Annotated in this window: 21 protein-coding genes and 1 tRNA gene; 8 read left to right on the top strand and 14 right to left on the bottom strand. The window is 72.2% G+C overall.

What is annotated here, in order from left to right; genetic code table 11:
* Position 1: 1 nt before the first annotated feature.
* The 3 genes from M8I34_RS06855 to M8I34_RS06845 all read right to left on the bottom strand — a co-directional run bounded on the left by M8I34_RS06855 (position 2) and on the right by M8I34_RS06845 (position 3,235).
* Complete coding sequence (locus tag M8I34_RS06855; protein WP_250048383.1) at positions 2-1,033, bottom strand: sugar ABC transporter substrate-binding protein; 1,032 nt, start codon at positions 1,031-1,033, stop codon at positions 2-4.
* Positions 1,034-1,094: 61 nt separating this feature from the next.
* Complete coding sequence (locus M8I34_RS06850; RefSeq protein ID WP_250048382.1) at positions 1,095-1,895, bottom strand: SDR family NAD(P)-dependent oxidoreductase; 801 nt, start codon at positions 1,893-1,895, stop codon at positions 1,095-1,097.
* Positions 1,892-3,235 (bottom strand): enolase C-terminal domain-like protein, encoded by a 1,344-nt coding sequence (locus M8I34_RS06845; RefSeq protein WP_284050037.1) that lies wholly within the window; start codon positions 3,233-3,235, stop codon positions 1,892-1,894. The genes M8I34_RS06850 and M8I34_RS06845 overlap by 4 nt, the downstream gene beginning before the upstream one ends.
* 261 nt (positions 3,236-3,496) lie before the next feature.
* On the opposite strand from M8I34_RS06845, the gene M8I34_RS06840 reads away from it, so the two are divergent.
* A complete protein-coding gene (locus M8I34_RS06840; protein ID WP_250048380.1) occupies positions 3,497-4,642 on the top strand; it encodes a PAC2 family protein in 1,146 nt (381 codons plus the stop codon).
* A 101-nt stretch (positions 4,643-4,743) separates the two neighbouring features.
* Here the strand turns inward: M8I34_RS06840 and M8I34_RS06835 are convergent, their stop codons facing one another.
* From M8I34_RS06835 to M8I34_RS06815, 5 genes are all read right to left on the bottom strand, one after another.
* On the bottom strand, positions 4,744-7,800 hold the full coding sequence (locus M8I34_RS06835) for an NPCBM/NEW2 domain-containing protein (RefSeq protein ID WP_250048379.1): 3,057 nt from the start codon (positions 7,798-7,800) through the stop codon (positions 4,744-4,746).
* A gap of 174 nt (positions 7,801-7,974) precedes the next feature.
* On the bottom strand, positions 7,975-9,204 hold the full coding sequence (mshC, locus tag M8I34_RS06830; RefSeq protein WP_250048378.1) for a cysteine--1-D-myo-inosityl 2-amino-2-deoxy-alpha-D-glucopyranoside ligase: 1,230 nt from the start codon (positions 9,202-9,204) through the stop codon (positions 7,975-7,977).
* Positions 9,205-9,336: 132 nt separating this feature from the next.
* Entirely contained in the window at positions 9,337-10,221 is an 885-nt protein-coding gene (locus tag M8I34_RS06825; RefSeq protein WP_250048377.1) for an SCO1664 family protein, read from the bottom strand.
* A gap of 5 nt (positions 10,222-10,226) precedes the next feature.
* A complete protein-coding gene (locus M8I34_RS06820; RefSeq protein ID WP_244415824.1) occupies positions 10,227-10,817 on the bottom strand; it encodes a DUF3090 domain-containing protein in 591 nt (196 codons plus the stop codon).
* A gap of 120 nt (positions 10,818-10,937) precedes the next feature.
* Complete coding sequence (locus M8I34_RS06815; protein WP_250048374.1) at positions 10,938-11,636, bottom strand: histidine phosphatase family protein; 699 nt, start codon at positions 11,634-11,636, stop codon at positions 10,938-10,940.
* 59 nt (positions 11,637-11,695) lie between these two features.
* Between M8I34_RS06815 and corA the strand changes: the two genes are divergently transcribed.
* On the top strand, positions 11,696-12,688 hold the full coding sequence (gene corA, locus M8I34_RS06810) for a magnesium/cobalt transporter CorA (RefSeq protein ID WP_250048372.1): 993 nt from the start codon (positions 11,696-11,698) through the stop codon (positions 12,686-12,688).
* A 69-nt stretch (positions 12,689-12,757) separates the two neighbouring features.
* On the opposite strand, the gene M8I34_RS06805 is transcribed toward corA, so the two are convergent.
* A complete protein-coding gene (locus tag M8I34_RS06805; protein ID WP_250048367.1) occupies positions 12,758-13,546 on the bottom strand; it encodes a ferritin-like domain-containing protein in 789 nt (262 codons plus the stop codon).
* A gap of 344 nt (positions 13,547-13,890) precedes the next feature.
* The gene (locus tag M8I34_RS06800) at positions 13,891-14,946 is read right to left on the bottom strand and encodes an LLM class F420-dependent oxidoreductase (protein ID WP_250048365.1); all 1,056 of its coding nucleotides are present in this window, start codon (positions 14,944-14,946) and stop codon (positions 13,891-13,893) included.
* 127 nt (positions 14,947-15,073) lie between these two features.
* Between M8I34_RS06800 and M8I34_RS06795 the strand changes: the two genes are divergently transcribed.
* Positions 15,074-16,057, top strand: coding sequence for an aldo/keto reductase (locus M8I34_RS06795; RefSeq protein ID WP_250048364.1), 984 nt, complete (start codon positions 15,074-15,076; stop codon positions 16,055-16,057).
* Positions 16,054-18,738: a helix-hairpin-helix domain-containing protein gene (locus M8I34_RS06790; protein ID WP_250048363.1), complete on the top strand. Its 2,685-nt coding sequence runs from the start codon at positions 16,054-16,056 to the stop codon at positions 18,736-18,738. The genes M8I34_RS06795 and M8I34_RS06790 overlap by 4 nt, the downstream gene beginning before the upstream one ends.
* A 141-nt stretch (positions 18,739-18,879) precedes the next feature.
* On the opposite strand, the gene M8I34_RS06785 is transcribed toward M8I34_RS06790, so the two are convergent.
* Positions 18,880-19,554, bottom strand: a complete 675-nt coding sequence (locus tag M8I34_RS06785; protein WP_244415817.1) for a hypothetical protein — start codon at positions 19,552-19,554, stop codon at positions 18,880-18,882.
* 47 nt (positions 19,555-19,601) lie between these two features.
* Between M8I34_RS06785 and M8I34_RS06780 the strand changes: the two genes are divergently transcribed.
* Complete coding sequence (locus M8I34_RS06780; RefSeq protein ID WP_006607658.1) at positions 19,602-19,790, top strand: DUF5703 family protein; 189 nt, start codon at positions 19,602-19,604, stop codon at positions 19,788-19,790.
* 87 nt (positions 19,791-19,877) lie between these two features.
* Here M8I34_RS06780 and M8I34_RS06775 read toward each other — a convergent pair whose 3' ends face one another.
* The 3 genes from M8I34_RS06775 to M8I34_RS06765 form a co-directional block, all read right to left on the bottom strand.
* The gene (locus M8I34_RS06775; protein ID WP_250048362.1) at positions 19,878-20,648 is read right to left on the bottom strand and encodes a chaplin; all 771 of its coding nucleotides are present in this window, start codon (positions 20,646-20,648) and stop codon (positions 19,878-19,880) included.
* A gap of 167 nt (positions 20,649-20,815) precedes the next feature.
* Entirely contained in the window at positions 20,816-21,049 is a 234-nt protein-coding gene (locus M8I34_RS06770) for a chaplin (protein ID WP_030990319.1), read from the bottom strand.
* A gap of 142 nt (positions 21,050-21,191) precedes the next feature.
* Positions 21,192-22,517, bottom strand: coding sequence for a M20/M25/M40 family metallo-hydrolase (locus tag M8I34_RS06765; protein ID WP_244415815.1), 1,326 nt, complete (start codon positions 22,515-22,517; stop codon positions 21,192-21,194).
* A 308-nt stretch (positions 22,518-22,825) separates the two neighbouring features.
* On the opposite strand from M8I34_RS06765, the gene M8I34_RS06760 reads away from it, so the two are divergent.
* The 3 genes from M8I34_RS06760 to M8I34_RS06750 all read left to right on the top strand — a co-directional run bounded on the left by M8I34_RS06760 (position 22,826) and on the right by M8I34_RS06750 (position 24,620).
* Positions 22,826-22,913: transfer RNA gene (locus tag M8I34_RS06760), tRNA-Leu, on the top strand.
* 193 nt (positions 22,914-23,106) lie between these two features.
* Entirely contained in the window at positions 23,107-24,048 is a 942-nt protein-coding gene (locus M8I34_RS06755; protein WP_250048360.1) for a pseudouridine synthase, read from the top strand.
* A gap of 86 nt (positions 24,049-24,134) precedes the next feature.
* Positions 24,135-24,620, top strand: a complete 486-nt coding sequence (locus tag M8I34_RS06750) for a hypothetical protein (RefSeq protein ID WP_250048359.1) — start codon at positions 24,135-24,137, stop codon at positions 24,618-24,620.
* Positions 24,621-24,622: the final 2 nt, after the last annotated feature.

The raw sequence follows: 24,622 nt of genomic DNA, 5'->3' as shown, positions 1-24,622 counted from the left end.
GCTACTTCTTCTTCTCGAGCTGGTTGGCCCACAGCTTCTTGTCGTCGGCGGTGTCCTTGGTGACCAGGGGCGCCGGGAGCTGGTCCTCCAGACCGTTCTTGATCTTCACGATGGTCGAGCCGTGGTCGGTGGGCCCCGGCTTGAAGGTCTTCCCCGCAAGGCCGGCCCTGGCGTAGTACAGCGCGTACTTGGCGTAGAGGTCGGCGGGCTGGGAGAGGGTGGCGTCGATCTTTCCGGCGCGGATCGCGTCCAGTTCGTCCGGGATGCCGTCGTTGGAGATGATGGTGATGTGCCCGTCGGAGCCGGCCGGCTTCAGGCGCTTCTGCTGTTCCAGGAGGGCGAGCGTCGGCTGGAGGAAGGCGCCGCCGGCCTGCATGTAGATGCCGTCGAGGTCCGGGTGCTGGGCGAGCAGGCTCTGGAGCTTGCCGGAGGCGACCTCGCCCTTCCAGTCGGTGGCCAGCTCATGCACGGTGATCTTCGGGAACTTCTTCTTCATGCACGCCGCGAACGCCTCGGAGCGGTCCCGCCCGTTGATCGAGCTGAGGTCGCCCTGGAGTTCGGCGACCCGGCCCCGGCCGCCCAGTTTCCTGCCGAGGTAGTCGCAGGACTTCTCGCCGTAGGCGCGGTTGTCGGCGCGTACGACCATGTAGACCTTGCCCTCGTCGGGGCGGGTGTCGACGCTCACGACCGGGATCTTCTTCTCCTCCAGGCGCTGGAGTGCGGCGGCGATGGCGCCGGTGTCCTGCGGCGCCATGACGATCGCCTTGGCACCCTGGTCGGTCAGCGCCTGCACATTGGAGACGACCTTGGCGATGTCGTTCTGCGAGTTGGACAGCGGCAGCGCGGCCGGTCCGCCGTGGTCCAGGTCCTTTTCGAGGTACTGCTGGTAGGAGTTCCAGAAGTCGGTGTCCGTACGGGGCATATCGATGCCGATCTTGCCGCCCGCGGCGCTGCTGCCGCGGTTGCAGCCGGCGAGCGCGGCGGTGGCGAGCACCACGGCACAGGCCGCCGCGCCGGTCGTACGCAGTCTCATGGGTGGTCCCTCGGTCGTGGTGTGCGGCTGGGATGCGGGGCGCGGTACGGGTCGTGGCCGGTCAGGTGGCGGGCCGCAGCCGCAGCCCGTGCATCCCGCCGTCCACGGCGAGCGCCGTCCCCGTGATGCCGGAGGCGGCCGGGGACGCCAACGAGGCGATGGCGTCGGCCACTTCGTCGGCGGTGACCATCCGGCCCATCGGCTGGCGGGCGTGGAGGGCGGCGCGTTCGGCGGCCGGGTCGTCGGCCCGGTCCAGCAGCCGGGCGACCCACGGGGTGTCGGCGGTCCCCGGATTGACGCAGTTGACGCGGATGCCCTCGCGGAGGTGGTCGGCGGCCATCGCGAGGGTCAGCGAGAGGACCGCGCCCTTGCTGGCGCTGTAGAGCGCGCGCTGCGGCAGGCCGGCGGTGGCGGCGATGGAGCAGGTGTGGGTGACGGAGACCCGGCCCGGGGCGTCGGCGGCGGCACGGCGCAGCGCCGGGAGCGCGGCGCGGGCGGTGCGCACCAGGCCCAGCACGTTCACGTCCAGGACCCGGCTCCACTCCGCGTCGTCGTTGTCCTCGACGGTGCCGACGGCGCCGATCCCGGCATTGCCGACGAGGGTGTGCAGGACACCGCCCAGCTCCCCCACCGCTTCGTCGACGGCGGCGCGTACCGCGGCGTCGGAGGTGACATCGCCCTTGACCCGGATCGTCCCGGCGGGCGCGCCGGAGGGGTCCCGGTCGAGGACGGCGACCGTGGCGCCGCGCGCCAGCAGCAGGGCGGCGGTGGCCGCCCCGATGCCGGAGCCGCCGCCGGTGACGAGTGCGGTCATCCCCTCGAAGTCGGCCGGCGCGCGGCCGTGGTGCGGTCCGGAACTCATGCGGGGACCTCCTGTTCGCCGTGCCGGCTCTGCGGGGGCCGACGGGCGCGCCACACGGGCCCGTCGGGGAAACGGTGGGCGGCGACCGACGCGGGCTTCATCCGGGCCGAGAAGCCGGGCGCGGCCGGGGCGCGGTAGCGGCCGCGCTCGACGACAACGGGATCGCTGAAGTGGTCGTGCAGATGGTCGACGTACTCGATCACCCGGTCCTCCCAACTGCCGGACACCGCCACGTAGTCGAACATCGCCAGATGCTGCACCAGCTCGCACAGCCCGACCCCGCCCGCGTGCGGGCACACCGGTACGCCGTACTTCGCGGCCAGCAGGAGGATCGCGAGGTTCTCGTTGACCCCGGCCACCCGCGCCGCGTCGATCTGGACGAAGTCCACGGCGCCGGCCTGGAGCAGCTGTTTGAAGACCACCCGGTTGGCGACGTGCTCGCCGGTGGCGACCTTCACGGGCTGGCCCGAACGCACCGCGGCATGCCCCAGGACGTCGTCCGGGCTGGTCGGTTCCTCGATCCAGTGCGGGGCGTACGGCGCGAGTGCGGTCATCCAGCGGACCGCCTCGGCCACGTCCCAGCGCTGGTTGGCGTCGACGGCGATCCGTACCCCGGGGCCGACCGCGTCCCTCGCCAGCCGCAGCCGCCGCCGGTCGTCGTCGAGGTCGGCCCCCACCTTCAGCTTGATCTGCCCGAAGCCGTCGGCCACCGCCTCCTTCGCCAGCCGCACCAGCTTGCTGTCGTCGTAGCCGAGCCAGCCGGGCGAGGTGGTGTAGGCGGGGTAGCCCTCGGCCTTGAGGCGGGCGGCGCGCTCGGCCCGGCCGGGTGCGGCGGCGCGCAGGATGGCCAGCGCCTCGCCCGGGGTCAGGGCATCGGAGAGGTAGCGGAAGTCGACGAGGGAGACCAGTTCCTCGGGTGTCAGCGCGGCGAGGAACTCCCATACCGGCAGGCCGGCCCGGGCCGCGGCCAGGTCCCAGGCGGCGTTGACCACCGCGCCGGCCGCCATCTGCATCACGCCCTTTTCGGGGCCGAGCCAGCGCAGCTGGGAGTCATGGGTGAGGTCGTGGTGCAGTGCGGCGAGCGCGGCGGCGGTGGCGGGCACGGGGCGGCCGACGATGTACGGCGCGAGGGACCGGATCGCGGCGGCCATGACATCGTTGCCGCGTCCTATCGTGAAGCAGAGGCCGTGTCCCGGAGGTCCGCCGGCGGTGTGCAGCACGACATAGGCGGCGGAGTAGTCGGGGTCCGGGTTCATGGCGTCCGAGCCGTCGAGCTGCTCCGAGGTGGGGAAGCGGACGTCGTGGACCTCCAGCCCGGTGACGGTGTCGGTCACAGCCATGCGCATGCCCCCTGAGATGTTGCGGAAGAACATCGGACCTTTCCGGGTCATCCGATGTATAGACCCGCCGCCAAGGCAGCGTCCAGACCCTGTACGGAAGTTGACCGAACAGCCCCCGCAACAGATCGGATGAATCGCGACCCCTTCACGCAAAGGGGCTGCGGACCGGCACCACGGACGCCGTAGTCTGGGGAACGCACGTAATGGAACTGCTGCCGGCGGCCGCCCCAGGCGGCCGGACCGGTCGGAAGGAGGCGCTGGGTGATCGAGCTCGAGGGGGTGCCCGAGCTGATCGACCCGGTCATGGTGGCCGCGTTCGAAGGCTGGAACGACGCCGGCGACGCCGCCTCCGCCGCGGTCGCACATCTGGACCGGGAATGGAAGGGCGAGGTCTTCGCCGCGCTGGACGCGGAGGACTACTACGACTTCCAGGTGAACCGTCCCACCGTCTTCCTGGACGGCGGCGTACGCAAGATCACCTGGCCGACGACCCGGCTCTCCGTCGTCCGCGTCGGCGACACGAACGGCAAGGGGCGGACCCGCGATCTCGTCCTGGTCCGCGGTATCGAGCCCAGCATGCGCTGGCGCTCGTTCTGCAACGAAATCCTGGGCTTCGCCCACGAGTTGGGCGTGGAGATGCTGGTGGTGCTGGGCTCGCTGCTCGGCGACACCCCGCACACCCGCCCGGTGCCGGTCAGCGGGGTGACCTCCGACGCGGATCTCGCCGGCCGGCTGGATCTGGAGGAGTCGCGCTACGAAGGCCCGACGGGCATCGTCGGCATCCTCCAGGAAGCCTGCACCCACGCGGGCGTCCCCGCGGTGAGCCTGTGGGCGGCGGTGCCGCACTACGTCTCCCAGCCGCCCAACCCGAAGGCCAGCCTCGCCCTGCTCAACCGCCTGGAGGACCTCCTCGACGTGCGGATCCCGCTCGGTGAGCTGAGCGAGGACGCCCGCGCCTGGCAGCTGGGCGTGGACCAGCTGGCGGCCGAGGACAGCGAGGTCGCCGAGTACGTCCAGTCGCTGGAGGAGGCGCGGGACACCGCGGACCTCCCGGAGGCGTCCGGCGAGGCCATCGCCCGCGAGTTCGAGCGCTATCTGCGCCGCCGTGACCCGCAGGCCGGTCCCGGCGTGGCGACCGAAGGCGGGCTCACCGAAGGACGCGACAGCTCCTACCTCCGCGACTCCACCAGCGGCCGGACCCGCCCGCCCCGCCCGGTGTCCAAGGAGCCGCGCGAGCCGAAGCCCGGCGACGAGACGGGTACGGGACCGAAGGACACGGGCAAGGGCTCCGCGGACACCTCCGACCCCTCCGGGGGCCCGGACTCCGCCGGTTCCACCGATTCCCCGAAGCCGGAGTCCGCCGATTCCCCGAAGCCTGAGGACGGCCCGGAGGACACCGGCAGCTGAGCGCGCGGAGCGCACACCACAGCGCACCAGGGGCGCCGGACCGGCCATCGAGCCGGTCCGGCGCCCCGTGCGTCACTCCGCCCGCCCGGTGCGGACCGCGGTCATCCCGAGCAGTGGAAGCGCGCCCCCGCCCAGTCGCCGTGATCGCCGGACTTCTTGCCGTCCGTATCGGTCACCTTGAGCCGGACGTGCCGGGCCCCGCCGAGCGGCACATCCACCGCCACGGGCGCGGACTTCCCGGTCAGCTTCGGTGAGGTCCACAGCACCTTGCCGTCCGCCTCCACCGAGAAGGCGGCCTCCCCGTAGTCGGCGATCTCGTCGTCGATCCCGGCGTCCGCGGTGAAGGACGTACAGCGCCCGCCGGCGAAGAACTCCAGGTCCGAGTCGGCGTGTGTCCCGATGCCCTTGTCGTACGTCTTCCCGGCGAGGGTGAGCCGATGGCCGTCCGACGCCCCCGACTCGCCGTTGCTGCGGTCGCGTTCGGCCGGCCCGTAGCCATTGGCTTCGCTCAGCCACTCCAGATCGCTCGCCCAGGTGTCGCCGCTGGGCGCCGGCGGTACGGGCCGCACCTCGAAGCGGTGCACCGCCGTCCGCGGCGCGCCGGCCGAGCGGTAGCGGACGGTCGCGGTGACCGTGACCGGGTCCGTGCTCCTGGCGTCCTTGGGCGCGGTGAGCGTCAGTGCGTCGTGCCGGGTGGTTCCTGCGGCGATCCGTGCGTGGCGCACCGGCGCCGAGACGGTCCAGCCGTCCGGCGCGGACAGCGACACCGACACCCCGTGTGCCGTACGGGTTCCCGCGGTGACGGCCGTCCGTACGGTCGTCGCCGCGCCCTTGGTCACCTCCTGGCCGCCCGGTGAGGTGACCGTGACCGCCGCGCCCGGAGTCCTGCCGCCGACCGCGCTCGCGCCCGTCAGCTTCAGCCCGAAGGCGCGGTCGGTGGGGCGGGAGGCGGTCTTGATCCGGACGACGCCCGCGCGGTCGGCCGGGTCGTGGAACCAGCCCTCCCGCGCCGCCTCGAACGCGCCCGCGGAAGGCAGCCGCTTCAACGCCCGGCCGTCCAGCGCGACGCCGCGCGGCGCGTCCCCGGTGTGCACGGTGAAACGGTACGGCCGGGCCGTCTGCTTGCCGCGGAACGAGCCCCGGGAGGCGCCGACGTCGATCCGTACGTCGCCGCCACCGGAGCGCGGCGCCGCCACCCGCACCCGCTGGGTGGCGCTGTGGCCGTCCCGGTGCGCACGGGTCACCCCGTCGTCCTCGTAGAGCGTGAACGAGGAGCGGCCCTGCGGATAGATGTCCCAGGCGAGCGGCGAGTGTGCCGTCCGGTCCTGGTACGACCTGATGCCCGGCCACATGGGCACGGCGGCACCGGCCTTGACGAACAGCGGCAGAGTGTCCAACGGGGCGCTGTAGCCGTCGACCGTGGCCGGACCCTGGTAGGTGCGTCCTGACCAGTAGTCGACCCAGGTGCCCCTCGGCAGATAGATGCCGTCGCGGGTGTCGCTGTCCTTGTAGACGGGCGCGACGAGGAAGTCCTGGCCGGTCAGGAACTCGTACTTGGCGGCGTCGGTGGCGGCCTTCGGGTCGTCGGGGTACTCCAGCGACAACGGGCGCACCGGGCCCACGCCGGTCCGGGTCGCCTCCGCCGCGTAGGAGTACATGTACGGCAGCAGCGACTCCTTCAGCTTCAGATATTTCCGGCTGATGGAGGTGTAGGGCTCACCGCGGCGGTAGGGCTGTTTGTCACTGGCGGCCCAGCCGTCCATCGTCATCATCGCCGGGAGGAAGGACTTCCACTCCAGATCGCGGACGTAGGTCTTGGCGCTGCCGCCGAAGATGCCGTCGACATCGCCGGTCGTGTAGGCGAGTCCGGACAGCGTCGCGCCCGCGTAGGTCGGTATCTGCCAGCGGATGTAGTCCCAGGTGCCGCTCTGGTCACCGGACCACTGGACACCGCAGCGCTGCGCCCCCGACCAGCTCTCCGGGGCCCAGGTGAAGCCCCGCGCGTCGCTGTTGTCCTCGATGCCCCGGTACGCGTCCTTGCAGCCGTCCAGCGCGAACTTGTAGCCGTCGCCGACCCAGGCGACATCCAGCTTGGCGATCCGCTGGCCGGCCTTGACCTGGTCGGCGAGTTTGCCGATACCGTCCTCGGTCCACAGGCCGAGCTTCATCTTCCGCTCGCCGAGGCCCTTCGAGGTCTCGGCGAGGTTCTCGTAGCCGCAGCCGTAGCCGTCGTTGACCAGCATCCAGCCGTTGGGCAGGTCGTGCTGCACATACCCGTCGGCGATCTGCAAGGAGTCCAGGGTGTGCCGCTCCCCCCGGTTCGCATTGTGCAGATAGCAGTCCGAATCGCCGATCTCCAGGCCGTACACCGGTGGCAGGAAGGGCTTTCCGGTCAGCGAGGTGTACTGGCCGATGACGTCCTTGGCACTCGGCCCGGCGAAGTAGTAAGCGTCAAAGCGCCGTTCCTTCGCGCGCGTCGTCACCGGCTGCTCGAAGGCGTAGGTGTTGGGCGCGTACGTGTTGCGGAAGACGCCGTACCCCGCGGAGGAGAGGTAGAACGGGACCGAGTTGGGGTGTCCGCCGTCGTCCCAGTGGTAGTCGACGCCGACCTCGACGGTGTGCCCGCGGTGGGAGGTGTTGCCGCGCCCGTTCTGCATGCCGGCGCCGTAGAACTGCTCGTCGGCGCCGCGCGCAAGGGTCTGCGTGGTGGTCTTGTCGTCCCAGCTCAGCCCCTTCGCCTCGGACCACACCAGCGAGCCGTCGGCCCGTCGCAGCTCGAAGCGCAGGGGCGCCTTGAAGGCCTTCAGGGTGACCTGGGAGGTGCTGAGTTCGTAGGCGTCCCCGGCGTCCCGCCAGTGGGTGGCGGGCGGCGCGCCCTGGGGCAGCACGATGTCCTTGCCGGTGGGGTCGGAGAACGTGCCGTCCGGGGCGAGTTCGACGCGGAAGGTACGGTCCGTCACGAAGCTGACGCGGGCCTCGGCGCGGCCGGCGTGCAGACGGTAGACGGGCCCGTCCGCCGTGAAGCCGGTGATGTCGCCGACGGTCTGTGCGGGTGCGGGGCCGTCGGCCCGTACGCTGCCCACCGGCCCCGCGACGGCCGCCGCGAGCCCGAGCAGCGCGGCAACGACCGCCGCCCGCAGTCCTGTTGGTTTCCTCATGCCCGCAGCTCTAGCGCGCCGCCGGGCGCGGCGACCATGGACTCTCGGGTCCCGTTGCTGGACTTCTGGCCGGCGGGGCGGGGGCGGGTTCGAGGCGGGGGCAGTAAAAGGGGCGCCCCCGCCACTCGGCGGAAGCGCCCCGTAGGACGGAAGGCGACGGTCAGCGGGCGGCCGTCACAGGGCCACGCCGAGGAGCGCGTCGACCGCGCGGGAGACGAGGCCGGGAGCGCCCTCGTCGGTGCCGCCGCCGGACGCCTGCGCGGCGGCCCAGCGGTCCACGGCCTCAAGGGCGGCCGGGGAGTCCAGGTCGTCGGCGAGCGCCGTACGGATCTCCTCCAGGAGAGCGTCGGCGGACGGGCCGTCGGGACGGGAGACCGCGGCACGCCAGCGCGCCAGCCGCTCCTCGGCCTCCGTCAGCACCGCGTCGGTCCACTCCCAGTCGGCGCGGTAGTGGTGCGCGAGCAGCGCCAGACGGATCGCCGCCGGGTCGGTGCCGTCGCGCCGCACCGTGGAGACGAAGACGAGATTGCCCTTGGACTTGGACATCTTCTGACCGTTCAGGGCCACCATCCCGGCGTGCACATACGCCTTGGCGAACGGGTACTCGCCGGTGAGCGCCTGGGCGTGCGAGGCGCCCATCTCGTGGTGCGGGAAGGCGAGGTCGGAGCCGCCGCCCTGGACGTCGAAGCCCATGCCGAGGTGGTCCAGGGCGATGGCGACACACTCGATGTGCCAGCCGGGCCGGCCGCGGCCCAGCGAGGCGCCGTCCCAGCTCGGCTCGCCGTCACGGGCGGCCATCCACAGCATCGGGTCGAGCGGGTTCTTCTTGCCCTCGCGCTCCGGGTCGCCCCCGCGCTCGGCGGACAGCAGCCGCATCGCCGCGGCGTCCAGGCCGGACACCTCGCCGAAGTGCGCGTCGGACTCGACGGAGAAGTAGGTGTCGCCGTCCAGCTCGTAGGCGGCGCCTGCTTCGCGCAGCCGCTCCACCAGCGGGACGATGCCGGGTATCGACTCGACGGCGCCTATGTAGTGGCGGGGCGGCAGCATCCGCAGGGCCGTCATGTCCTCGCGGAAGAGGGCGGTCTCCCGCTCGGCGAGCGCCGTCCAGTCGTCGCCGGTGGCCACGGCCCGCTCCAGCAGCGGATCGTCGACATCGGTGACGTTCTGCACGTAGTGAACCTGGTGCTTCGTGTCGAGCCACACGCGCTGAACGAGGTCGAACGCGTTGTAGGTCGCCGCGTGCCCCATGTGGGTGGCGTCGTACGGCGTGATGCCGCAGACGTAGATACGGGCGACGGGACCGGGGTCGAGGGTTACCCGTCCGCCGGTCGCGGTGTCGTGGATCCTCAGGTCGCGGCCCTGGCCAGGCAGGGCGGGGACCTCAGAAGCGGGCCATGCATGCATGCCCTGAGCCTAACCGGACGGATGTTCCGCATACGAACCGGATCAGAGGTCTGGCCGGAAAGGCGGTCTTGTGTGCGGCGGCCGAACATGCAAGGGAAGTCCGGCGATGCCGGACGGCGCCCCGCCCGGATGTCACACGGGCGGCCAGGGAATGGCGGGCCATTCGCCGCTCGGCTCCGGGTGCCGGCCACTGCTCAGCAGCGCGGCCACCCGCGCCCGCAGCGCGTCGGTCTCGTCATCCGTGATCAGTTCGGCCAGTCGGGCGGCGAGCGGCGTGCCGTCCGCCAGCTCCCGCTCCAGGTTGCGCAGGGCCTCCAGCGCCTCGTCGGTCAGCGGCTCCCCCGCCCACCCCCACAGGAGCGTGCGCAGCTTGTCCTCGGCGTTGAACGTCACGCCGTGGTCGATCGCGAAGAACTGTCCGCCGGCGCCCGGCAGCAGATGGCCGCCCTTGCGGTCACCGTTGTTGATCACGGCGTCGAGCACCGCGAGCCGCCGCAGCCGTGGATGGTCGGCGTGCACCAGCAGCGCCGTACGGCCGTCGCCGATCTGCGCGAGGCCGACCGCCTTCCAGCCCGGCGCCGGCTCCTCGTCCTCCACCAGCGCCAGCAGCTCGGGCACCTCGTCGCTGTTCTCCGGCGGATCGATCCACTCCTGGACCATCCCGGTCCCGTACGGGCCCTCGCGCAGCACCGTCGGGGGGATCAGATCCCAGCCGCAGGCGCGGGAGATCTCGTACGCGGCGACCTCGCGCTGGGCGAGCGTGCCGTCGGGGAAGTCCCACAGCGGGCGCTCGCCCGCGACCGGCTTGTAGACGCAGGAGGCGGTGTGGCCGTCGTGGGCGACCGTGCAGTAGAGCACGGCGTTGGACGCCTCCTGGATGCGGCCGCGTACGGTCAGCTCACCGTCGGCGAGCACGGCGTCCGGCAGGCCGGTGGTGGGCTCCGGTGCGGCCGGCGGCGGGTCCTGCGCCTCGGCGGGACCGGGCAGCGGCGCGGCCGGCCCGACTGCGGGCTCCATGGCGCTCAGGCGTCCCGTCGGTATCCGTTCTGGCGCGGGCATACGTGTCCCTCCGGGTCGAGCGGCAGGCTGCACAGCGGGCACGGCGGGCGGCCGGCGTTGACGACTTCCAGCGCCCGCTTGGCGAACGCCCTGGCCATGGTTCCGGTGAGACGCACCCGGAGCATCGGCGGGCCGTTCTCGTCGTCCTGGAGCAGCCGCTCCTCGGCGTCGGCGAGGTCCTCGTCGTTGTCCGCGTCCAGCTCGACCAGGGCCTGGGCCTCGACGATCATCCGCTCGTCCTCGCCGTCCCAGGCGAGCGCCATCGTGCCGACCCGGAACTCTTCCTCGACGGGCGATTCCAGCGGGGCGGTGTCGGACAGCTCGGTGGGCGAGACGGCGGGCACCGGGGCGTTGCCGCCGCTGCGCCGTACGACCTCGTCCAGCAGCTCGTCGATCCGCTCGGCGAGGGCTGCGACCTGGGTCTTCTCCAGGGCGACGCTGGTGGTGCGGCCGGAGGCGGTGGCCTGGAGGTAGAAACTACGGCGGCCAGGCAGCCCGACCGTACCGGCCACGAAGCGGTCCGGCGCGTCGTAGAAGAACACCTGACGGGACAACGTCCTGCTCCGATTGCTCGACTGCGGGGTCACTGCGGTCGCTGCACGTCCTGCGGTCACTGCGCGGATCGCAGGTGCGTGGCGGGCAGCGCCGTCGCACCACCCTACTGCGCCGACTGATCACGCTGCTCCCGCACCACCGCCGACGGCCGCGTCCCGCTCGGCCGCCGGGCTGCCGCCGTCCTCCCTGGGCGCGAGCGATCCGAAGTCCCCGGTGTCCCCGAGCCGTACGAGGTAGGGACGCAGCCGGGTGTAGCGGATCGCGGTGACCGAGCAGGGCTCGACGGAGATCCGCTGGAAGAGGTCGAGGTGCATGCCCAGCGCGTCGGCGACCAGGGATTTGATGATGTCGCCGTGCGAGCACATGACGTAGGCCGCCTCGGGGCCGTGCGCCTCCTCGATACGGGCGTTCCAGTCGCGCACCGCGTCCACCGCGCGGGCCTGCATGGCGCGCATCGACTCGCCGCCGGGGAAGGCGGCGGCGGACGGGTGCCGCTGGACGACCTCCATCAGCGGCTCGTCGCCCAGCTCGGCGAGTTTGCGGCCCGACCAGTCGCCGTAGTCGCATTCGCTGATCCGGTCCTCGATGTGCAGCGAGAGCCACGGCCGGGCGTCCAGCAGCGGCGCCACGGTCTCCCGGCAGCGCTGGAGCGGACTGGAGACGACGGCGGTCAGCGGCACCTGGGAGAGCCGTGCGGGCAGCATGGCGGACTGGGCGACGCCACGCTCGTCGAGGGCGACGCCGGGCGCCCGCCCGGCGAGCACTCCGGCGGTGTTGGCGGTGGAGCGGCCGTGCCGCAGCAGGATCAGCGTGGGCATGAGCGCCACCCTACGTTCCTCACCGGTGTTCCTGGCAGGTGGCGCTGTGACGAGCGAGAATGCCAAGTGTGATCGTGGACAGCGCCATCTACCGGGACGGCCGCCGCGCGGAGTGTGCGGCCGACTTCTCCCGTGCGCTGGAGGAGGCCCGGGCCAAGGGGGACGCTTTCCTGTGGCTGGGGATGCACGAGCCGACGGAGGAGGAGTTCGCTCTCGTCAGGAGCGAATTCGGGCTGCACCCGCTGGCCGTCGAGGACGCGCTCAAGGCGCATCAGCGGCCCAAGCTGGAGGTCTTCGACGACTCGCTGTTCATGGTGCTGAAGCCGATCACCTACGACGACGAGGCCGCCACGGTGACCGCGTCAGAGGTGATGGTCTTCCTGGGCGACGCGTTCGTGGTCACCGTCCGGCACGGTGAGGCCAGCCCGCTGGCGGCGGTGCGCCGGCGGCTGGAGGAGCACCGGGAGATCCTCCGGCACGGCCCGGGGGCGGTGCTGTACGCGGTCTGTGACGCGGTGGTCGACCACTACATCGAGGTGGCCGCCGAACTCCAGCTGGATCTGGAGGAGTTGGAGGCGGAGGTGTTCGCTCCGGTGCGCCGGGACACCAAGAACACCGCTGCCGAGATCTATGCGTTCAAGCGTGAGGTGCTCGAATTCCGGCGGGCGACCGGCCCGTTGGCGGCGCCGATGACTCTCCTCCAGAACCCCGGGGTGCCGTTCGTGCACGACCACGCCCGGCCCTTCTTCCGCGATGTCGACGACCATCTGACCCGCGCCAACGAGTCGGTGGAGGGCCTGGACCGGCTGCTCTCGGACATCCTCTCGGCCCATCTGGCGCAGATGGGCGTACGGCAGAACGACGACATGCGCAAGATCTCGGCCTGGGCGGCGCTGGCGGCCGTACCGACCCTGATCGCCGGCATCTACGGCATGAACTTCGACTACATGCCGGAGCTGAAGTGGCATCTGGGCTATCCGGCGGTGCTGCTGGTGATGGTCATCATCGAGGTGTCGCTGTACCGGCTGTTCAAGCGCCGCGGCTGGCTGTGACGCCACGGGGCCGGACGGCCGGACGGCCGGAGGCGCCGGGCCGCCGGCCGGACGGGCCCGCCGGAGGGCTCAGGCGAACTCCGGCGCCGAGGTGGCCGGGCCGCCCAGCGGGTCCCTGCGCTCGGGCATCCGGAGGCTGACCATCCGCCGCCAGCCGCCCAGTCGCTCATAGCCGTACATCGCCCGGATCCCGGCGGTGAGCGCGCCGGATTTCGTCGTCGGCCACTTCAGGATGCGGCCCATGTGGTCCATCACGGCCAGGCTGACGTCCCGGTAGACGACGATCTCGGCGTGCGCGCTGTCGTGCAGGATCCGCTGGATGGCCCGGCCGTGGCCGAGGCGGGCCAGCCGCAGCAGCTCCTCGTGGCAGTACGCGAGGTGGTTGTCCTCGTCGTGGGAGATCATCTTGATCGCCTTGCCCACCTCGGGGTGGTGGCCGAAGTGCTTGTTGAGCATCACCATCTGGTCGACGGCGCGCTGTTCGGTGACCCGGCTGTGGGCGAGGTAGGTGATGATGTCGAGCTCGGTGAGCGGCTCGTCGCGGCGCAGCTTGTCGTGCGCCAGGCCGATGCCCTGCCGCTCCAGCAGCGCGGTGTAGTCGGTCTCCCCGGGGACGTCGGTGGGCGTCAGGCCGCGCTTGCGCAGCAGGGCGTGGAAGATCCGGCCGTGCTTGTCCTCGTCGGCGCCGTGCCGGGTGACCTTGGGCGCCAGTTCGCGCATGGAGGCGGGCATGAGGGCGGCGATCCTGCCGTTCTCCCAGCCGCCCTGGGCCTCACCGCTGGCCGCGATGGAGCAGAACAGGCGGTAGGAGTCGTCGTTGTCGACGATCTCCTGGAACAGGCTTCGGGCCGAGAACATCTGCGCCACCTCCGAACGGACACACCCGTAAAGGAAAAGTCAAATGGAGTGTTCCGTCCGCGGCAACCTCAGCAGTGGCCCGTACGGCCGTTCGGGCGATATCTGTCCTGGTGGAAGGCGTAACCCGGGCGCTCGTCACCGCGTTGTGCTGCGTGACGGCCGTGGCGGGGAAGATCCCCCGAGCCCCCACCACGGCCGCGGGCCTCGCCGGCCCGGCGCCGCGGGCGCCGGGCCGGGTGCGGGGCATTCGGGCAGGCTCCCCTGGAGGACGCCGCCGCCTCCGTGCCCCAGGCTCTTTCGTTCGGATCAGGCACACGAGCCCGGCCTGATCCGAACCAGCGGCCCTACGCCAGACCGGCGTGCTCCAGGGCCTCGGTACCGGCCCGCAGCGACGCCAGGCGGTCTTCGAGGGTGAAGCCCGCCGGGGCCAGCGTCAGGGTTGTCACTCCGGCCGCCGCGTAGGCCTGCATCCGCTCGGCGATCCGCTCCACGGAACCGAGCAGCGTGGTCTGGTCGATGAGCCGCTCCGGGATCGTCGCGGCGGCACCTTCCTTGTCGCCGGACAGGTACTTGCCCTGGATCTCGGCGGCTTCCTTCTCGTAGCCCATGCGCTGGGCGAGCTGGTTGTAGAAGTTCTGCTTCGGGCTGCCCATACCGCCGACGTACAGGGCGGTGTACGGACGGAACATGTCGGCCAGCGCGCTGACGTCCTTGTCCGCGCCGACGGCCAGCGGCAGCGTCGGACAGACGTCGAAGCCCTCCAGCGTCTTGCCCGCCTTCTCCCGGCCGGCCCGGAGGTGCGAGATCGCGGTCTCCTCCAGGTGCTCGGCCGAGGGGAAGATCAGCAGCGCGCCGTCGGCGATCTCGCCGGTCTGCTGGAGGTTCTTCGGGCCGATCGCGGCGATGTAGAGCGGGATGTGCTCGCGCTGCGGGTGGACGGTGAGCTTCAGCGGCTTGCCGGGGCCGTCGGGCAGCGGCAGCGTCCAGTGCTCGCCCTGGTAGGACAGCCGCTCGCGCGTCATGGCCTTGCGGACGATGTCCACGTACTCGCGGGTGCGCGCCAGCGGCTTGTCGAACTTGACGCCGTACCAGCCCTCGGAGACCTGCGGCCCCGAGACGCCCAGGCCGAGCCGGAAGCGGCCGCCGGAGAGCGAGTCCAGGGTCGCGGCCGTCATCGCGGTCATCGCGGGCGCACGCGCTGGGATCTGGAAGATCGCCGAACCGATGTCGATGCGCTCGGTCTGGGCCGCGACCCAGGAGAGCACGGTGGCGGCGTCGGAGCCATAGGCCTCCGCGGCCCAGCAGACGGAGTAGCCGAGGCGGTCGGCCTCCTGTGCCACCGCGAGATTGTCGGAGTCCATCCCGGCGCCCCAGTAGCCGAGGTTGATGCCAAGCCTCATGCCGCTCCCCTTACCCATCAGTAACGTCGCTGTTGCGGGGACTGTAGCGCGCACCCCCGCCGGTCGTCATCGGCGGGTTGTCCACAGGTCCCCTGTTCCCGGCTCATGCCCAGTAATCTCAAGGCCCATGGAGCAAAGGCACCTCGGCCGTACGGGTCTTCGCGTGTCCCGTCTCGGGCTCGGCACCCTGAACTGGGCCCGCGACACGGACGAGCAGGAAGCCGCCGACCAGCTCAAGGCGTTCTGGGAGGCCGGCGGCAACCTCGTGGACACCGCCGACATCTACGCCGACGGCGGTGCCGAGTACCTCCTGGGCCGGCTGATGGAGGGGCTCGTTCCGCGCGAGGACCTGGTGATCGCGACCAAGGCCGGCAGCGTCCTGGAGGCGGACCGCCGCGTCGACGGCTCCCGGCGCCATCTCCTGGCCGCCCTGGACGCCTCCCTGTCACGGCTGGGCACCGACTACATCGACCTGTGGCAGCTGCACGCCTTTGATCCGCACACACCGCTGGAGGAGACCCTGCACGCCCTCGACCTCGCCGTCACCAGCGGCCGGGCGCGCTATGTGGGGCTGTCGAACTTCTCCGGCTGGCAGCTCGCCAAGGCGGGCACCTGGCAGCTCGCGGCGCCCGGTGTGCGCAACCGGCTGGCGAGCACACAGATGGAGTACTCCCTGCTCCAGCGCGGCATCGAGCGGGAGGTGCTGCCCGCGGCGGTCGATCTCGGCATCGGTCTGCTGCCGTCGTCGCCGCTCGGCCGCGGCGTGCTGACCGCCAAATACCGCCATGCCACTCCGGCTGACTCGCGGGGCGCCTCGGAGCATCTGGCGGCGTTCGTCGCGCCCTATCTCGACGAGACGGCGGGCCGGGTCGTCGAAGCGGTCAGCACCGCCGCCGACGGACTGGCCGTCACCCCGCTCCAGGTCGCGCTCTCCTGGGTACGCGACCGCCCAGGAGTCACCGCACCGATCCTGGGCGCCCGCACAGCGCAGCAGCTCAGAGCCGCATTGTCAGTGGAGACCCTTAGTCTTCCTGACGAGATCCGCCGGGCGCTGGACGATGTATCGGCTCCGGTGCACCACTACCCCGATCACGACTGGAGCACGCTGTGAGTACCGACCGCCTCGCCGGCGAAACCCCGCCCGAGCAGGAGGCCGCGCCCGGGACTGCGGATGCCCAGACACCCGAGGACACCACGGCGCCGGGCGCGGACGCGTCGGCGCCCGAAGCCTCCGCGGACCCGAGCGAGGACGCAACGACTCCGGAGCACTCCGCGAACCCGGGCGAGGACGCAACGACGCCCGAAGACTCCGCGAACCCGGACGCGGACGCAACGACGCCCGAAGACTCCGCGAACCCGCGCGAGGACGCAACGACTCCGGACGGCTCCGCGACTCCGGGCGGGGACGCGACGGTGAGCGAGCCGGCGCCCGCGGCAGCCGGAGACGAGGCCGGGACCCCGGACTCCGGTGCGGCGCAGCGGCCTTCGGTGTCCGCGTCGGCCAAGGCGACCGCGGACGCGCTGGCGGCGGCCGTGCGGGCCGTGGAGAGCGGCGAGCGCGCGGCCGCTTCGTTCTTCAACGACGCCCCGCGCTCCGCCAGACCGGCCGCGCCCGCCGCCCCTTCCCCCAAGGACGCCCGGGACGGCGGCGCCGGCACCCCGCAGGGCGGACCCACGGGCCCGGCCCCGGAGGTGGCCCGGCCGCGCACCGCGGAGGAGGCCGGCGGTCCGGCCCGTCCTCCCGTCGTGGACGGCGGCGCCGTGAACCCGGCCGGTGCGGCCGCCCCCGCCGGTCCGGCCCCCGCCGCCCGCCCCGCCATGACCACGGCCCCCGGGATCGAGGGCGTACGGCAGGTCCTCGCGGCGGGCGGCGCCCCGGAGACGCTGGCCGGGCCGGCCGCTGAGGCGCTCGGGGAGCGGGCGGCCGAGGCAGTGAGCGAGGACCCCTGGCAGTTGCTCGGCGTGCCCGGGGTACGCCCCGAGCAGGCCGACGGCTTTGCCCGGGCGCTGCTCGGCGCCGCCTGCGGGCCGGGCGACGAGCGGCGCGCCCAGGCGCTGGTCGGCTGGCTGCTGGAGCAGGCCGCCGTGGCCGGGCACTCCGCCCTGGAGGCCGCGGCGCTGCGTGCGGCGCTCGCCCAGCGCTCAGTGCCCGACCCCGACGAGGCCCTCCAGACCGCCATCGCGGACGGCGCCGTGCTGGTCTTCCAGGACGCGATCGAGGAGCCGGGCCGCGCCCGTCCCGCCGCGGGTGACGACGAGGAGGAGCAGCCGGTCCGGATCCTGCTCGGCCTGGACCGGTTCGCGATGGCCGAGGAGAGCGTCGCGGACGGGCTGGCCCGGCTGCTGAACACCTTCGAAGCGGTGGCGGAGCCGGAGCAGGACACGGCGGCGGAGGCCGAGGAGCCCGGCGACGGATCGGACGGTGCGCAGCCGGCAGCCGCCGACGGCGACCCGTCCGCCGAGAGCGCCGCCGCCCCCGCCTCCGAGGCCGGAACCGCCGATGCCCTCGCCGACGCCGAGGACACCCCGCACCGGCCCGTCCGCCCCTCCGCCGCCGCCTGGGAGGCCGCGGCGGCCGCCGCCCCGTCACCGTCGGCCGCGGAGCTCATCCGCGCCGTCGCACACAGCGGTCTGGTGGCACACACCGGCGCCGAGGCGGCCCGCGCCGAACCCGCCGCGCTGATCGCCGTGGCCCGCTCGCTGGGACTGCGGGCGTTCGGCGCCACGCACACCGAGAACGGCCGCCGGCGCCTGGCCGCGTACCTCACCGCGAGCGCACCGGACGCCGCTGCCGCCGGCTCCACGGATCCCGGCACGGCCGCGGTGACCGTCTCCGGCCTGCTGTCCGGGCAGCAGGGACCGGGCCGGGACGCGGACGGGGCGCTCGCGCTCGATCTGCTGGTCGTGCTGGACGCCCCGCAACTGGATCTGGAGACCGCCGCGCTGCTCGTCGAGTCACTGACCGACGGGACCCGCCTGGTGCTCAGCGGCGACCCGGCCGTCCTGTGGTCCGCCGGTCCGGGCCGGCTGTTCGCCGATCTGCTCGCGGCCCGCTTCTGCCCTCAGATCACCTCGCGTACCCCGGACTTCGGCCCGATCGGCGAGCTGGTGTCGGGCATCGGCATCGGTGAGCTGAGCCAGGTCGAGGCGCCCGGCAAGGAAGTGGTGATCGTCCCGGTGCGGGATCCCGGCGAGGCGGTGCACCGCACCGTCCAGCTGGTCGCCGACTCCGTGCCCCGGGCGCTCGGTGTCCCCGCGGACCGGACGCAGGTCATCACGGTCGGCCACGGCGGCGCGGCCGGCACCCGCGCGCTCAACGCCGCCCTCAAGGAGCGGCTCAACCCCGGCCCCGGCCGGTTCGGCGGCTTCGACCCCGGCGACCGCGTGGCCTACGCCCCGGCACCCGGCCGCACGGTCCCCGGCACGGTCACCGGCGCGGACGCGGCCGGACTCCATCTCGACTGCGACGGCTCCGCGACCGTGGTGCCTCGCGAGCAGGTCGCCGCGGGAGCCGTACGCCACGGCTGGGCGCTCACCGCGCATCAGGCGGCCGGGGCGCGCTGGCCCGCCGCGGTGGTCGTACTTCCCGGGGACGCCGCCGGCGGTCTGACCCGCGCCTGGGTCTACACGGCCTTCAGCCGTGGCGAGCAGCATCTGTCGGTCGTGCAGGGCGCCGACCAGGCGCTGCCCCGTGCGGTCGCCGAGGTGCCCGTCAAGGAGCGCACCACCCGGCTGCGCACCCTGCTCCAGCAGAGCGTGCAGAGCGCCGAGGAGCCCTCGGCGGCCGGCTGAGCCCGCCCCACCCGCTCCCCCGCTCACACAGCAAAAGGCCGCTGCCCCGGCCGTCGGCAGGTTTCTGCTGACGGGCCGGGACAGCGGCGTACGCGATCAGGGTGCGGCGACGGCGGGGCAGGAGCACACCCCGGGGCGCCCTCACCGCTCGTGGTCGAGCGGCTCCAGCATGTCGTCGTCGCCCAGCTCCTCGTCGAAGACCGCGCTGACGTCGAAGCGGCACACCACCCGCTGCGGGTCTGCCTGGTCGAACGGCGCGGACAGCCACTCCCCCGGCTCGGCCGGGTCGTCGGCGGCCGCCACCCACAGGGTGGAGTCGCCCTCCTCCAGGCCGAATTCCTTGTGCCGGGAGGCGATCTCGTCCGGTTCGAACTCCCCGAAGAGCACACCGAGCGCGGCATGCACGCTGGTGCCGACGACGGCGGCGGCATCGGCCGCGCTGCCCGCCGCCTCGTCGGCGGCGTCCGGATCAAGATCGGCGATGCGCTGGGCCTGGTGCAGCAGCCGCTGCGGTTCGGCGACGGTGTAATCGCGCCGGATCAGCACGCTCAGCGCGCTCGGTTCCTCCGGGCCCGCGTAGGCGGGCAGCGCGTCGTTCCCGGGGATCTCGAAGGGGGTGACCTCGTCGTAGGTGTCGTACAGCAACTCGTCGTAGACCTCAGCCGCCGCGGCGAGCTCGTCGAACGCGGCGTAGACGGCCGGGTCATCCTGCCCCGAGCGGCGTTCGACCGCGTCGAGGTGACGGTCCAGCGCGGCTTTGACCGCCTCGGCGGCGGCACGTACCTCGGCAGCGGAAGGCTGCGCAGCATCAGACATAGTGCAGACGCTATCCGTACCGGGGCCGGTCCCGCACAATAGATGCGATGCCGGAATACGAATTCTGCGATGTGTATGTGCCCCGGGGGGTCTCCCGGAAGGCCGCCACACGCCTGCTGACCGACCATGCCGAGTACGGACACTGGGAGTTGGACCGACTGCGCCTGAACCCGGACGGCAGCCGCAAGGTGCGGCTGCGCCGCCGGATCATCCGCCAGCTCCGCGCCACCTGGTGAGCGCCACCCGCGTCTGAACACGGCAGAGCGGGCCCCGCTCTCGGCAGGGCCCGCTCCATGGAGCGCCAGTGCGCTAACTGCTGCTGATCACCGGCGTGCGGCGCGCGCCTTGCGGTAGAGCAGGGCGCCCCCGAGCAGCATTCCGGCGCTGGCCGGGACCGCATAGCCGATCGACCCCGCACCGGTCTGTGCGAGATGCCCGACGGGCTTGGCGGGCGTCACCTGCTGGCTGTGCCCCCCGGTCTGCGGCTTCGTACCCGGCTTGTGCGGGGTCTGCTGGCTCGGGTTGCCCGGCTGGTGGGGCTTGCCGGGCTGGTGCGGCGTGCTCGGGTGGTGCGGCTTCCCCGGGTGGTGGGGCTTGCCCGGGTGATGCGGCTTCCCCGGGTGGTGCGGCCTGGCCGGGGTGTGCGACGACCCGTTGGCGCAGTGGTTGCCGAAGGCCGGGTTCAGCAGCCCGCCTCCCGAGACATTGTTGCCGCAGGCATTCACCGGTACGTCGACCGGAGCCTGGACATTGTTGCCCGACACGACACCCGGAGAGTGCGAGGTGCTGCCGGCGGCGCCGGCACCCGTGTGCCCGCCCTGGTGGTGGTGACCGGCCTGGTGCCCGCCGCCGCCGACGTTGGCGCAGCGGTTGCCGAACGCCGGGTTCAGCAGCCCCACCACATTGACGGTGTTGCCGCAGGCGTTCACCGGAACGTGAACCGGTACCTGAACATTGTTGCCGGATCCCACGCCGGGCGAGTTTGCCGCGCCTCCGGCGGCTCCCGCGTCGGCCTGTGCATAGCCGGCGGCCAGGGCGAGTACGCCACTGGCGGCCGCCATGGTGATCAGGCCCTTTCGTGCGACCTGTCTCATAGGTTGTTCCCCTGCCTAGTGCCTTACAGGAATACGGACAAGTGGCGTGGAAAGATCCACCCGCCCGCCGAATACCCAGCGGCTCCGGAATGCATGGCACGCCTTCCGGAGCCGAGCTGAGTCAGACCCTTACGGATGCAAATACAACGCCAAAGGACGCCGGAAGGTCACTTGTTGACGCAGCCCGCACCGAACGCGGGGTTCAGCAGCCCGATCACGGAGACCGTGTTGCCACAGGCGTTCACCGGAACGTGGACCGGCACCTGGATGGTGTTACCGGAAACCACACCAGCGGAGTTCAGGGACGCGCCCTGGGCACCCGAGTCGGCAACGGCCAGGCCCGCACCGGCGAGCACGACACCACCGGCAACTGCCGCAGCGGCGACGATCTTCTTGATCATTATTCCTCCTTGTAGGCAATACGATCCCAGCCGCGGACCGCACTCACTGCAACGAAGAAAATGCTGTTGAAGCTACGAACACATCGGCCCGTTCACTCTTTTCAGCGAAGGCGGCGCGAAAGGCAGGAAATCCGCGCCGAATTCAGCTCTGGTCGATGAACCGATCGAGCACCCGCACCCCGAACTTCAGTCCGTCCACCGGCACCCGCTCGTCCACACCATGGAACATCCCTGCGAAGTCCAGCTCCGGCGGCAACTTCAGCGGGGCGAACCCGAATCCGCGGATCCCGAGGTCGTCGAAGGACTTGGCATCCGTGCCGGCGGAGAGCATGTACGGCACGGCGCGTGCGATCGGGTCCTCGGCCTGTAGCGCCGACTGCATCGCGTCGACCAGCGCACCGTCGAAGGTGGTCTCCAGCGCCTTGTCCGCGTGGACGTCCTCGCGCTTGACGCGGGGGCCCAGGATCCGGTCCAGGTCGGCCAGGAACTCCTCCTCGTGGCCCGGCAGGAAACGGCCGTCGACATGCGCGGTGGCCTGCCCCGGGATGACGTTGACCTTGTAGCCGGCGCCCAGCTGCGTGGGGTTGGCGGTGTTCTTGAGCGAGGCGCCGATCAGCTTGGCGATACCGCCGAGCTTGGCCAGCGTGGCGTCCATGTCCTCCGGGTCGAGCTCGGTGCCCAGCGCGTCCCCGAGCTGGTCGAGGAAGGACCGCAGCGTCTTGGTCACCCGTACCGGGAACTCGTGCCGGCCCAACCGCCCGACCGCCTCGGACAGTTCGGTGATGGCGTTGTCCTTGTGGATCATCGAACCGTGTCCGGCGTTGCCGTCCACGGTCAGCTTCATCCAGTGCATGCCCTTCTGGGCCGTCTCGATGAGGTAGAGCCGCACCTGCTCGTTGACGGTGAAGGAGAAGCCGCCGACCTCGCTGATCGCCTCCGTGACGCCCTCGAAGAGGTGCGGGTGGTGGTCGACGAGGTAGCGCGCGCCGTACGTGCCGCCCGCCTCCTCGTCCGCGAGGAACGCCAGCACGATGTCGCGCGGCGGCTTGCGGCCGCTGCGCAGCCGGTCGCGGACGACGGCCAGCGTCATCGCGTCCATGTCCTTCATGTCGACCGCGCCCCGGCCCCAGAGGCAGCCGTCGGCGATCTCACCGGAGAAGGGGTGGTGGGTCCAGTCGTCGGCGTTGGCCGGCACGACGTCGGTGTGCCCGTGGATCAGCAGTCCGGGCCGCGAGCGGTCCTCGCCCTCGATGCGGGCGACGGTCGAGGCGCGGCCCTTGTGGGACTCGAAGATCTGCGGCTCGAGTCCGACCTCGGCGAGCTTCTCCGCGACGTACTCGGCGGCGGCCCGTTCTCCCGGGCCGGAGTGATCGCCGTAGTTGCTGGTGTCCATCCTGATCAGATCCCGGCACAGGTCGACGACCTCGTCCTCGCCGGTGACCGTACGGGCCGACTGTGACTCACTCATGCCGAAACCTCGCTTCGCCCGGCCCCGCATTCGCAGGGCACCCACCTCTCCATGGTTCGCTCGCGGAGCTGACTCACAGTGCCTCCTCTGGCTTCACGGCCGCGTCGTGCACCCCGGGGGAGCACGGCCCGCGGCGGGGTCCCTCGCCATCCTCCACCCGGCACCCGCTGTGCCCAAGGCCGCAATACTCCCGACACGCCCTGGTCACAGCCCCGCATCCGGCCGAATGTGCGGGTGATCGACCACCCGCGAAGGTTTGCTATTGTTTTCCACGTCGGAACGGCCCAGGCCCTACCGGCAGACACCTTGTCCGGGTGGCGGAATGGCAGACGCGCTAGCTTGAGGTGCTAGTGCCCTTTATCGGGCGTGGGGGTTCAAGTCCCCCCTCGGACACCATCACCGCAAAAGGTGCCGGCTGAGCTTCAGCCGGCACCTTTTGCGTTTCCTGTCGCGGGCGGTGTGCGGCAGCCGGGGTGCCGGACCTCAGCTGTGTCGGTGATCACTCCACGCTCTCTCGTGCGCGCGGGCCGGGTGCCGCGGCCCGGCCCGCGCATTGCGCGGCGCGGCCGAGCTGGGGTTTTCTTGCCGGGTGAGACGCAGATCCCCCCTTCCTCCCGCACCGCTGCCCCAGCGTGACGGGATCGATCCCGTACGGGTGCGGCTGCCCGCCGATCCGGACGGGGCGTGGGGGACGGTCCGGGATCATCTGGTGGACCGGTTCCAGGGGGCGATCGGGGCGCAGCGGGTGGACGCGATGCTGGGTGCCGGGCGGTTCGTCGGGACGGGCGGGGCGCTGAGCGGGGGTGAGCCGTACGAGCCGGGGCGGTATGTCTGGTTCCACCGGGACTTCGCGCCGGAGGTGCCGGTGCCGTTCGAGGTGCGGATCGTCCATCGTGACGAGCGGATCGTGATCGCCGACAAACCGCACTTCCTCGCCACGACTCCGCGCGGGCGGCACATCACCGAGACCGCGCTGGCCCGGCTGCGGCGCGATCTGTCGCTGCCCGCGCTTCAGCCCGCGCACCGGCTCGACCGGCTGACGGCGGGGCTGGCGCTGTTCGTCGTACGGCCCGGGGACCGGGGCGCGTACCAGGGTCTGTTCGGTGGCCGGCAGGTGCGCAAGGAGTACGAGGCGGTGGCGCCGTACGACGGGAAGGTGGCGCTGCCGGTGACCGTGCGCAGCCGGATCGTGAAGGAGCGCGGGGTGATGGCCGCGCGCGAGGAGGCCGGGGCGCCGAACGCGGAGAGCCGGATCGAGCTGGCCGAACGGCGGGGCGGGCTCGGGCGCTACCGGCTGCTGCCCGCCACCGGCCGCACCCACCAGCTGCGGGTTCATATGAACGGCCTCGGGCTGCCGATCCTCAACGATCCGGTCTATCCGGTCGTCGGGGACCCGGCCCCCGACGACTTCACCGCGCCGCTCCAACTGCTCGCGAAGGTACTGGAGTTCACCGATCCGGTGGACGGACGGACCCGGCGGTTCGAGAGCGGGCGGCGGCTGGCGGGGTGGGACCGGGGCCCGATGGCGTGATCGTGGGGCCTGGGGGTGTCTTTCGGGTCAGGGCGGGCTCGTAAGGCCTGATCCCAAAGACACCCCCTGGGTGTGGGGGGCCACTTATGCTGGCCGCTCGGACGGGTTCACGGACGGCGGCGGGGGCGGCGGTGCGCGTACGGATCGGGGTCGAGCAGGATACGGAGACCGGTGAGGCGGCGCAGTCGCTGTACACGTGGCTGAGCGGTGATCCCGAGGTGCTCGCGGGAGCCGGGCTGTCGCCGGTGCGGCGGGCCGAGGCGCCCGGGCCCATGGGGCCGGTCCTGGAGGCCGTCGAGGCGGTGTTCGACAGTGGGGTGCAGCTGGCCTCGCTGGTGGTGGCGGTGGCGAGCTGGCGCAGCACCCGGCCGCGCGCCGAGCGCGTCCACATCGAACGCGCGGGGGTCAGGGTGACGGTCGACGGCGGGGATCCCGAGGCCGTCGCGCGGGTGCTGCGGGCGCTCGGCGAGGGCGGCGCCCCGGAGGCGGGGAGTGGCGCGGGCGGCGCCCCGGAGGCCGGGCGCGGTGAGGGCGGCGCGGCGCCGGCGGACCGGCCGGGCCGGCAGGGCTAGTG

The sequence above is a fragment of the Streptomyces sp. MCA2 genome (assembly GCF_023544705.1).
Taxonomy (GTDB): Bacteria; Actinomycetota; Actinomycetes; order Streptomycetales; family Streptomycetaceae; genus Streptomyces; species Streptomyces decoyicus.
The sequence above is the reverse complement of the archived record's forward strand: the minus strand, read 5'-3'. Positions and strand labels throughout refer to the sequence as shown.

What these genes read in the sequence shown, in the direction of transcription:
- mshC (WP_250048378.1), bottom strand. Translation starts at nt 9,204, where the DNA reads ATGCATGCATGGCCCGCTTCTGAGGTCCCCGCCCTGCCTGGCCAGGGC.
- M8I34_RS06770 (WP_030990319.1), bottom strand. Translation starts at nt 21,049, where the DNA reads ATGATCAAGAAGATCGTCGCCGCTGCGGCAGTTGCCGGTGGTGTCGTG.
- M8I34_RS06775 (WP_250048362.1), bottom strand. Translation starts at nt 20,648, where the DNA reads ATGAGACAGGTCGCACGAAAGGGCCTGATCACCATGGCGGCCGCCAGT.
- M8I34_RS06795 (WP_250048364.1), top strand. Translation starts at nt 15,074, where the DNA reads ATGGAGCAAAGGCACCTCGGCCGTACGGGTCTTCGCGTGTCCCGTCTC.
- M8I34_RS06815 (WP_250048374.1), bottom strand. Translation starts at nt 11,636, where the DNA reads ATGCCCACGCTGATCCTGCTGCGGCACGGCCGCTCCACCGCCAACACC.
- M8I34_RS06850 (WP_250048382.1), bottom strand. Translation starts at nt 1,895, where the DNA reads ATGAGTTCCGGACCGCACCACGGCCGCGCGCCGGCCGACTTCGAGGGG.
- M8I34_RS06825 (WP_250048377.1), bottom strand. Translation starts at nt 10,221, where the DNA reads ATGGAGCCCGCAGTCGGGCCGGCCGCGCCGCTGCCCGGTCCCGCCGAG.
- M8I34_RS06780 (WP_006607658.1), top strand. Translation starts at nt 19,602, where the DNA reads ATGCCGGAATACGAATTCTGCGATGTGTATGTGCCCCGGGGGGTCTCC.
- M8I34_RS06785 (WP_244415817.1), bottom strand. Translation starts at nt 19,554, where the DNA reads ATGTCTGATGCTGCGCAGCCTTCCGCTGCCGAGGTACGTGCCGCCGCC.
- M8I34_RS06750 (WP_250048359.1), top strand. Translation starts at nt 24,135, where the DNA reads ATGCTGGCCGCTCGGACGGGTTCACGGACGGCGGCGGGGGCGGCGGTG.
- M8I34_RS06805 (WP_250048367.1), bottom strand. Translation starts at nt 13,546, where the DNA reads ATGTTCTCGGCCCGAAGCCTGTTCCAGGAGATCGTCGACAACGACGAC.
- M8I34_RS06765 (WP_244415815.1), bottom strand. Translation starts at nt 22,517, where the DNA reads ATGAGTGAGTCACAGTCGGCCCGTACGGTCACCGGCGAGGACGAGGTC.
- M8I34_RS06845 (WP_284050037.1), bottom strand. Translation starts at nt 3,235, where the DNA reads ATGGCTGTGACCGACACCGTCACCGGGCTGGAGGTCCACGACGTCCGC.
- M8I34_RS06800 (WP_250048365.1), bottom strand. Translation starts at nt 14,946, where the DNA reads ATGAGGCTTGGCATCAACCTCGGCTACTGGGGCGCCGGGATGGACTCC.
- M8I34_RS06855 (WP_250048383.1), bottom strand. Translation starts at nt 1,033, where the DNA reads ATGAGACTGCGTACGACCGGCGCGGCGGCCTGTGCCGTGGTGCTCGCC.
- corA (WP_250048372.1), top strand. Translation starts at nt 11,696, where the DNA reads ATGCCAAGTGTGATCGTGGACAGCGCCATCTACCGGGACGGCCGCCGC.
- M8I34_RS06835 (WP_250048379.1), bottom strand. Translation starts at nt 7,800, where the DNA reads ATGAGGAAACCAACAGGACTGCGGGCGGCGGTCGTTGCCGCGCTGCTC.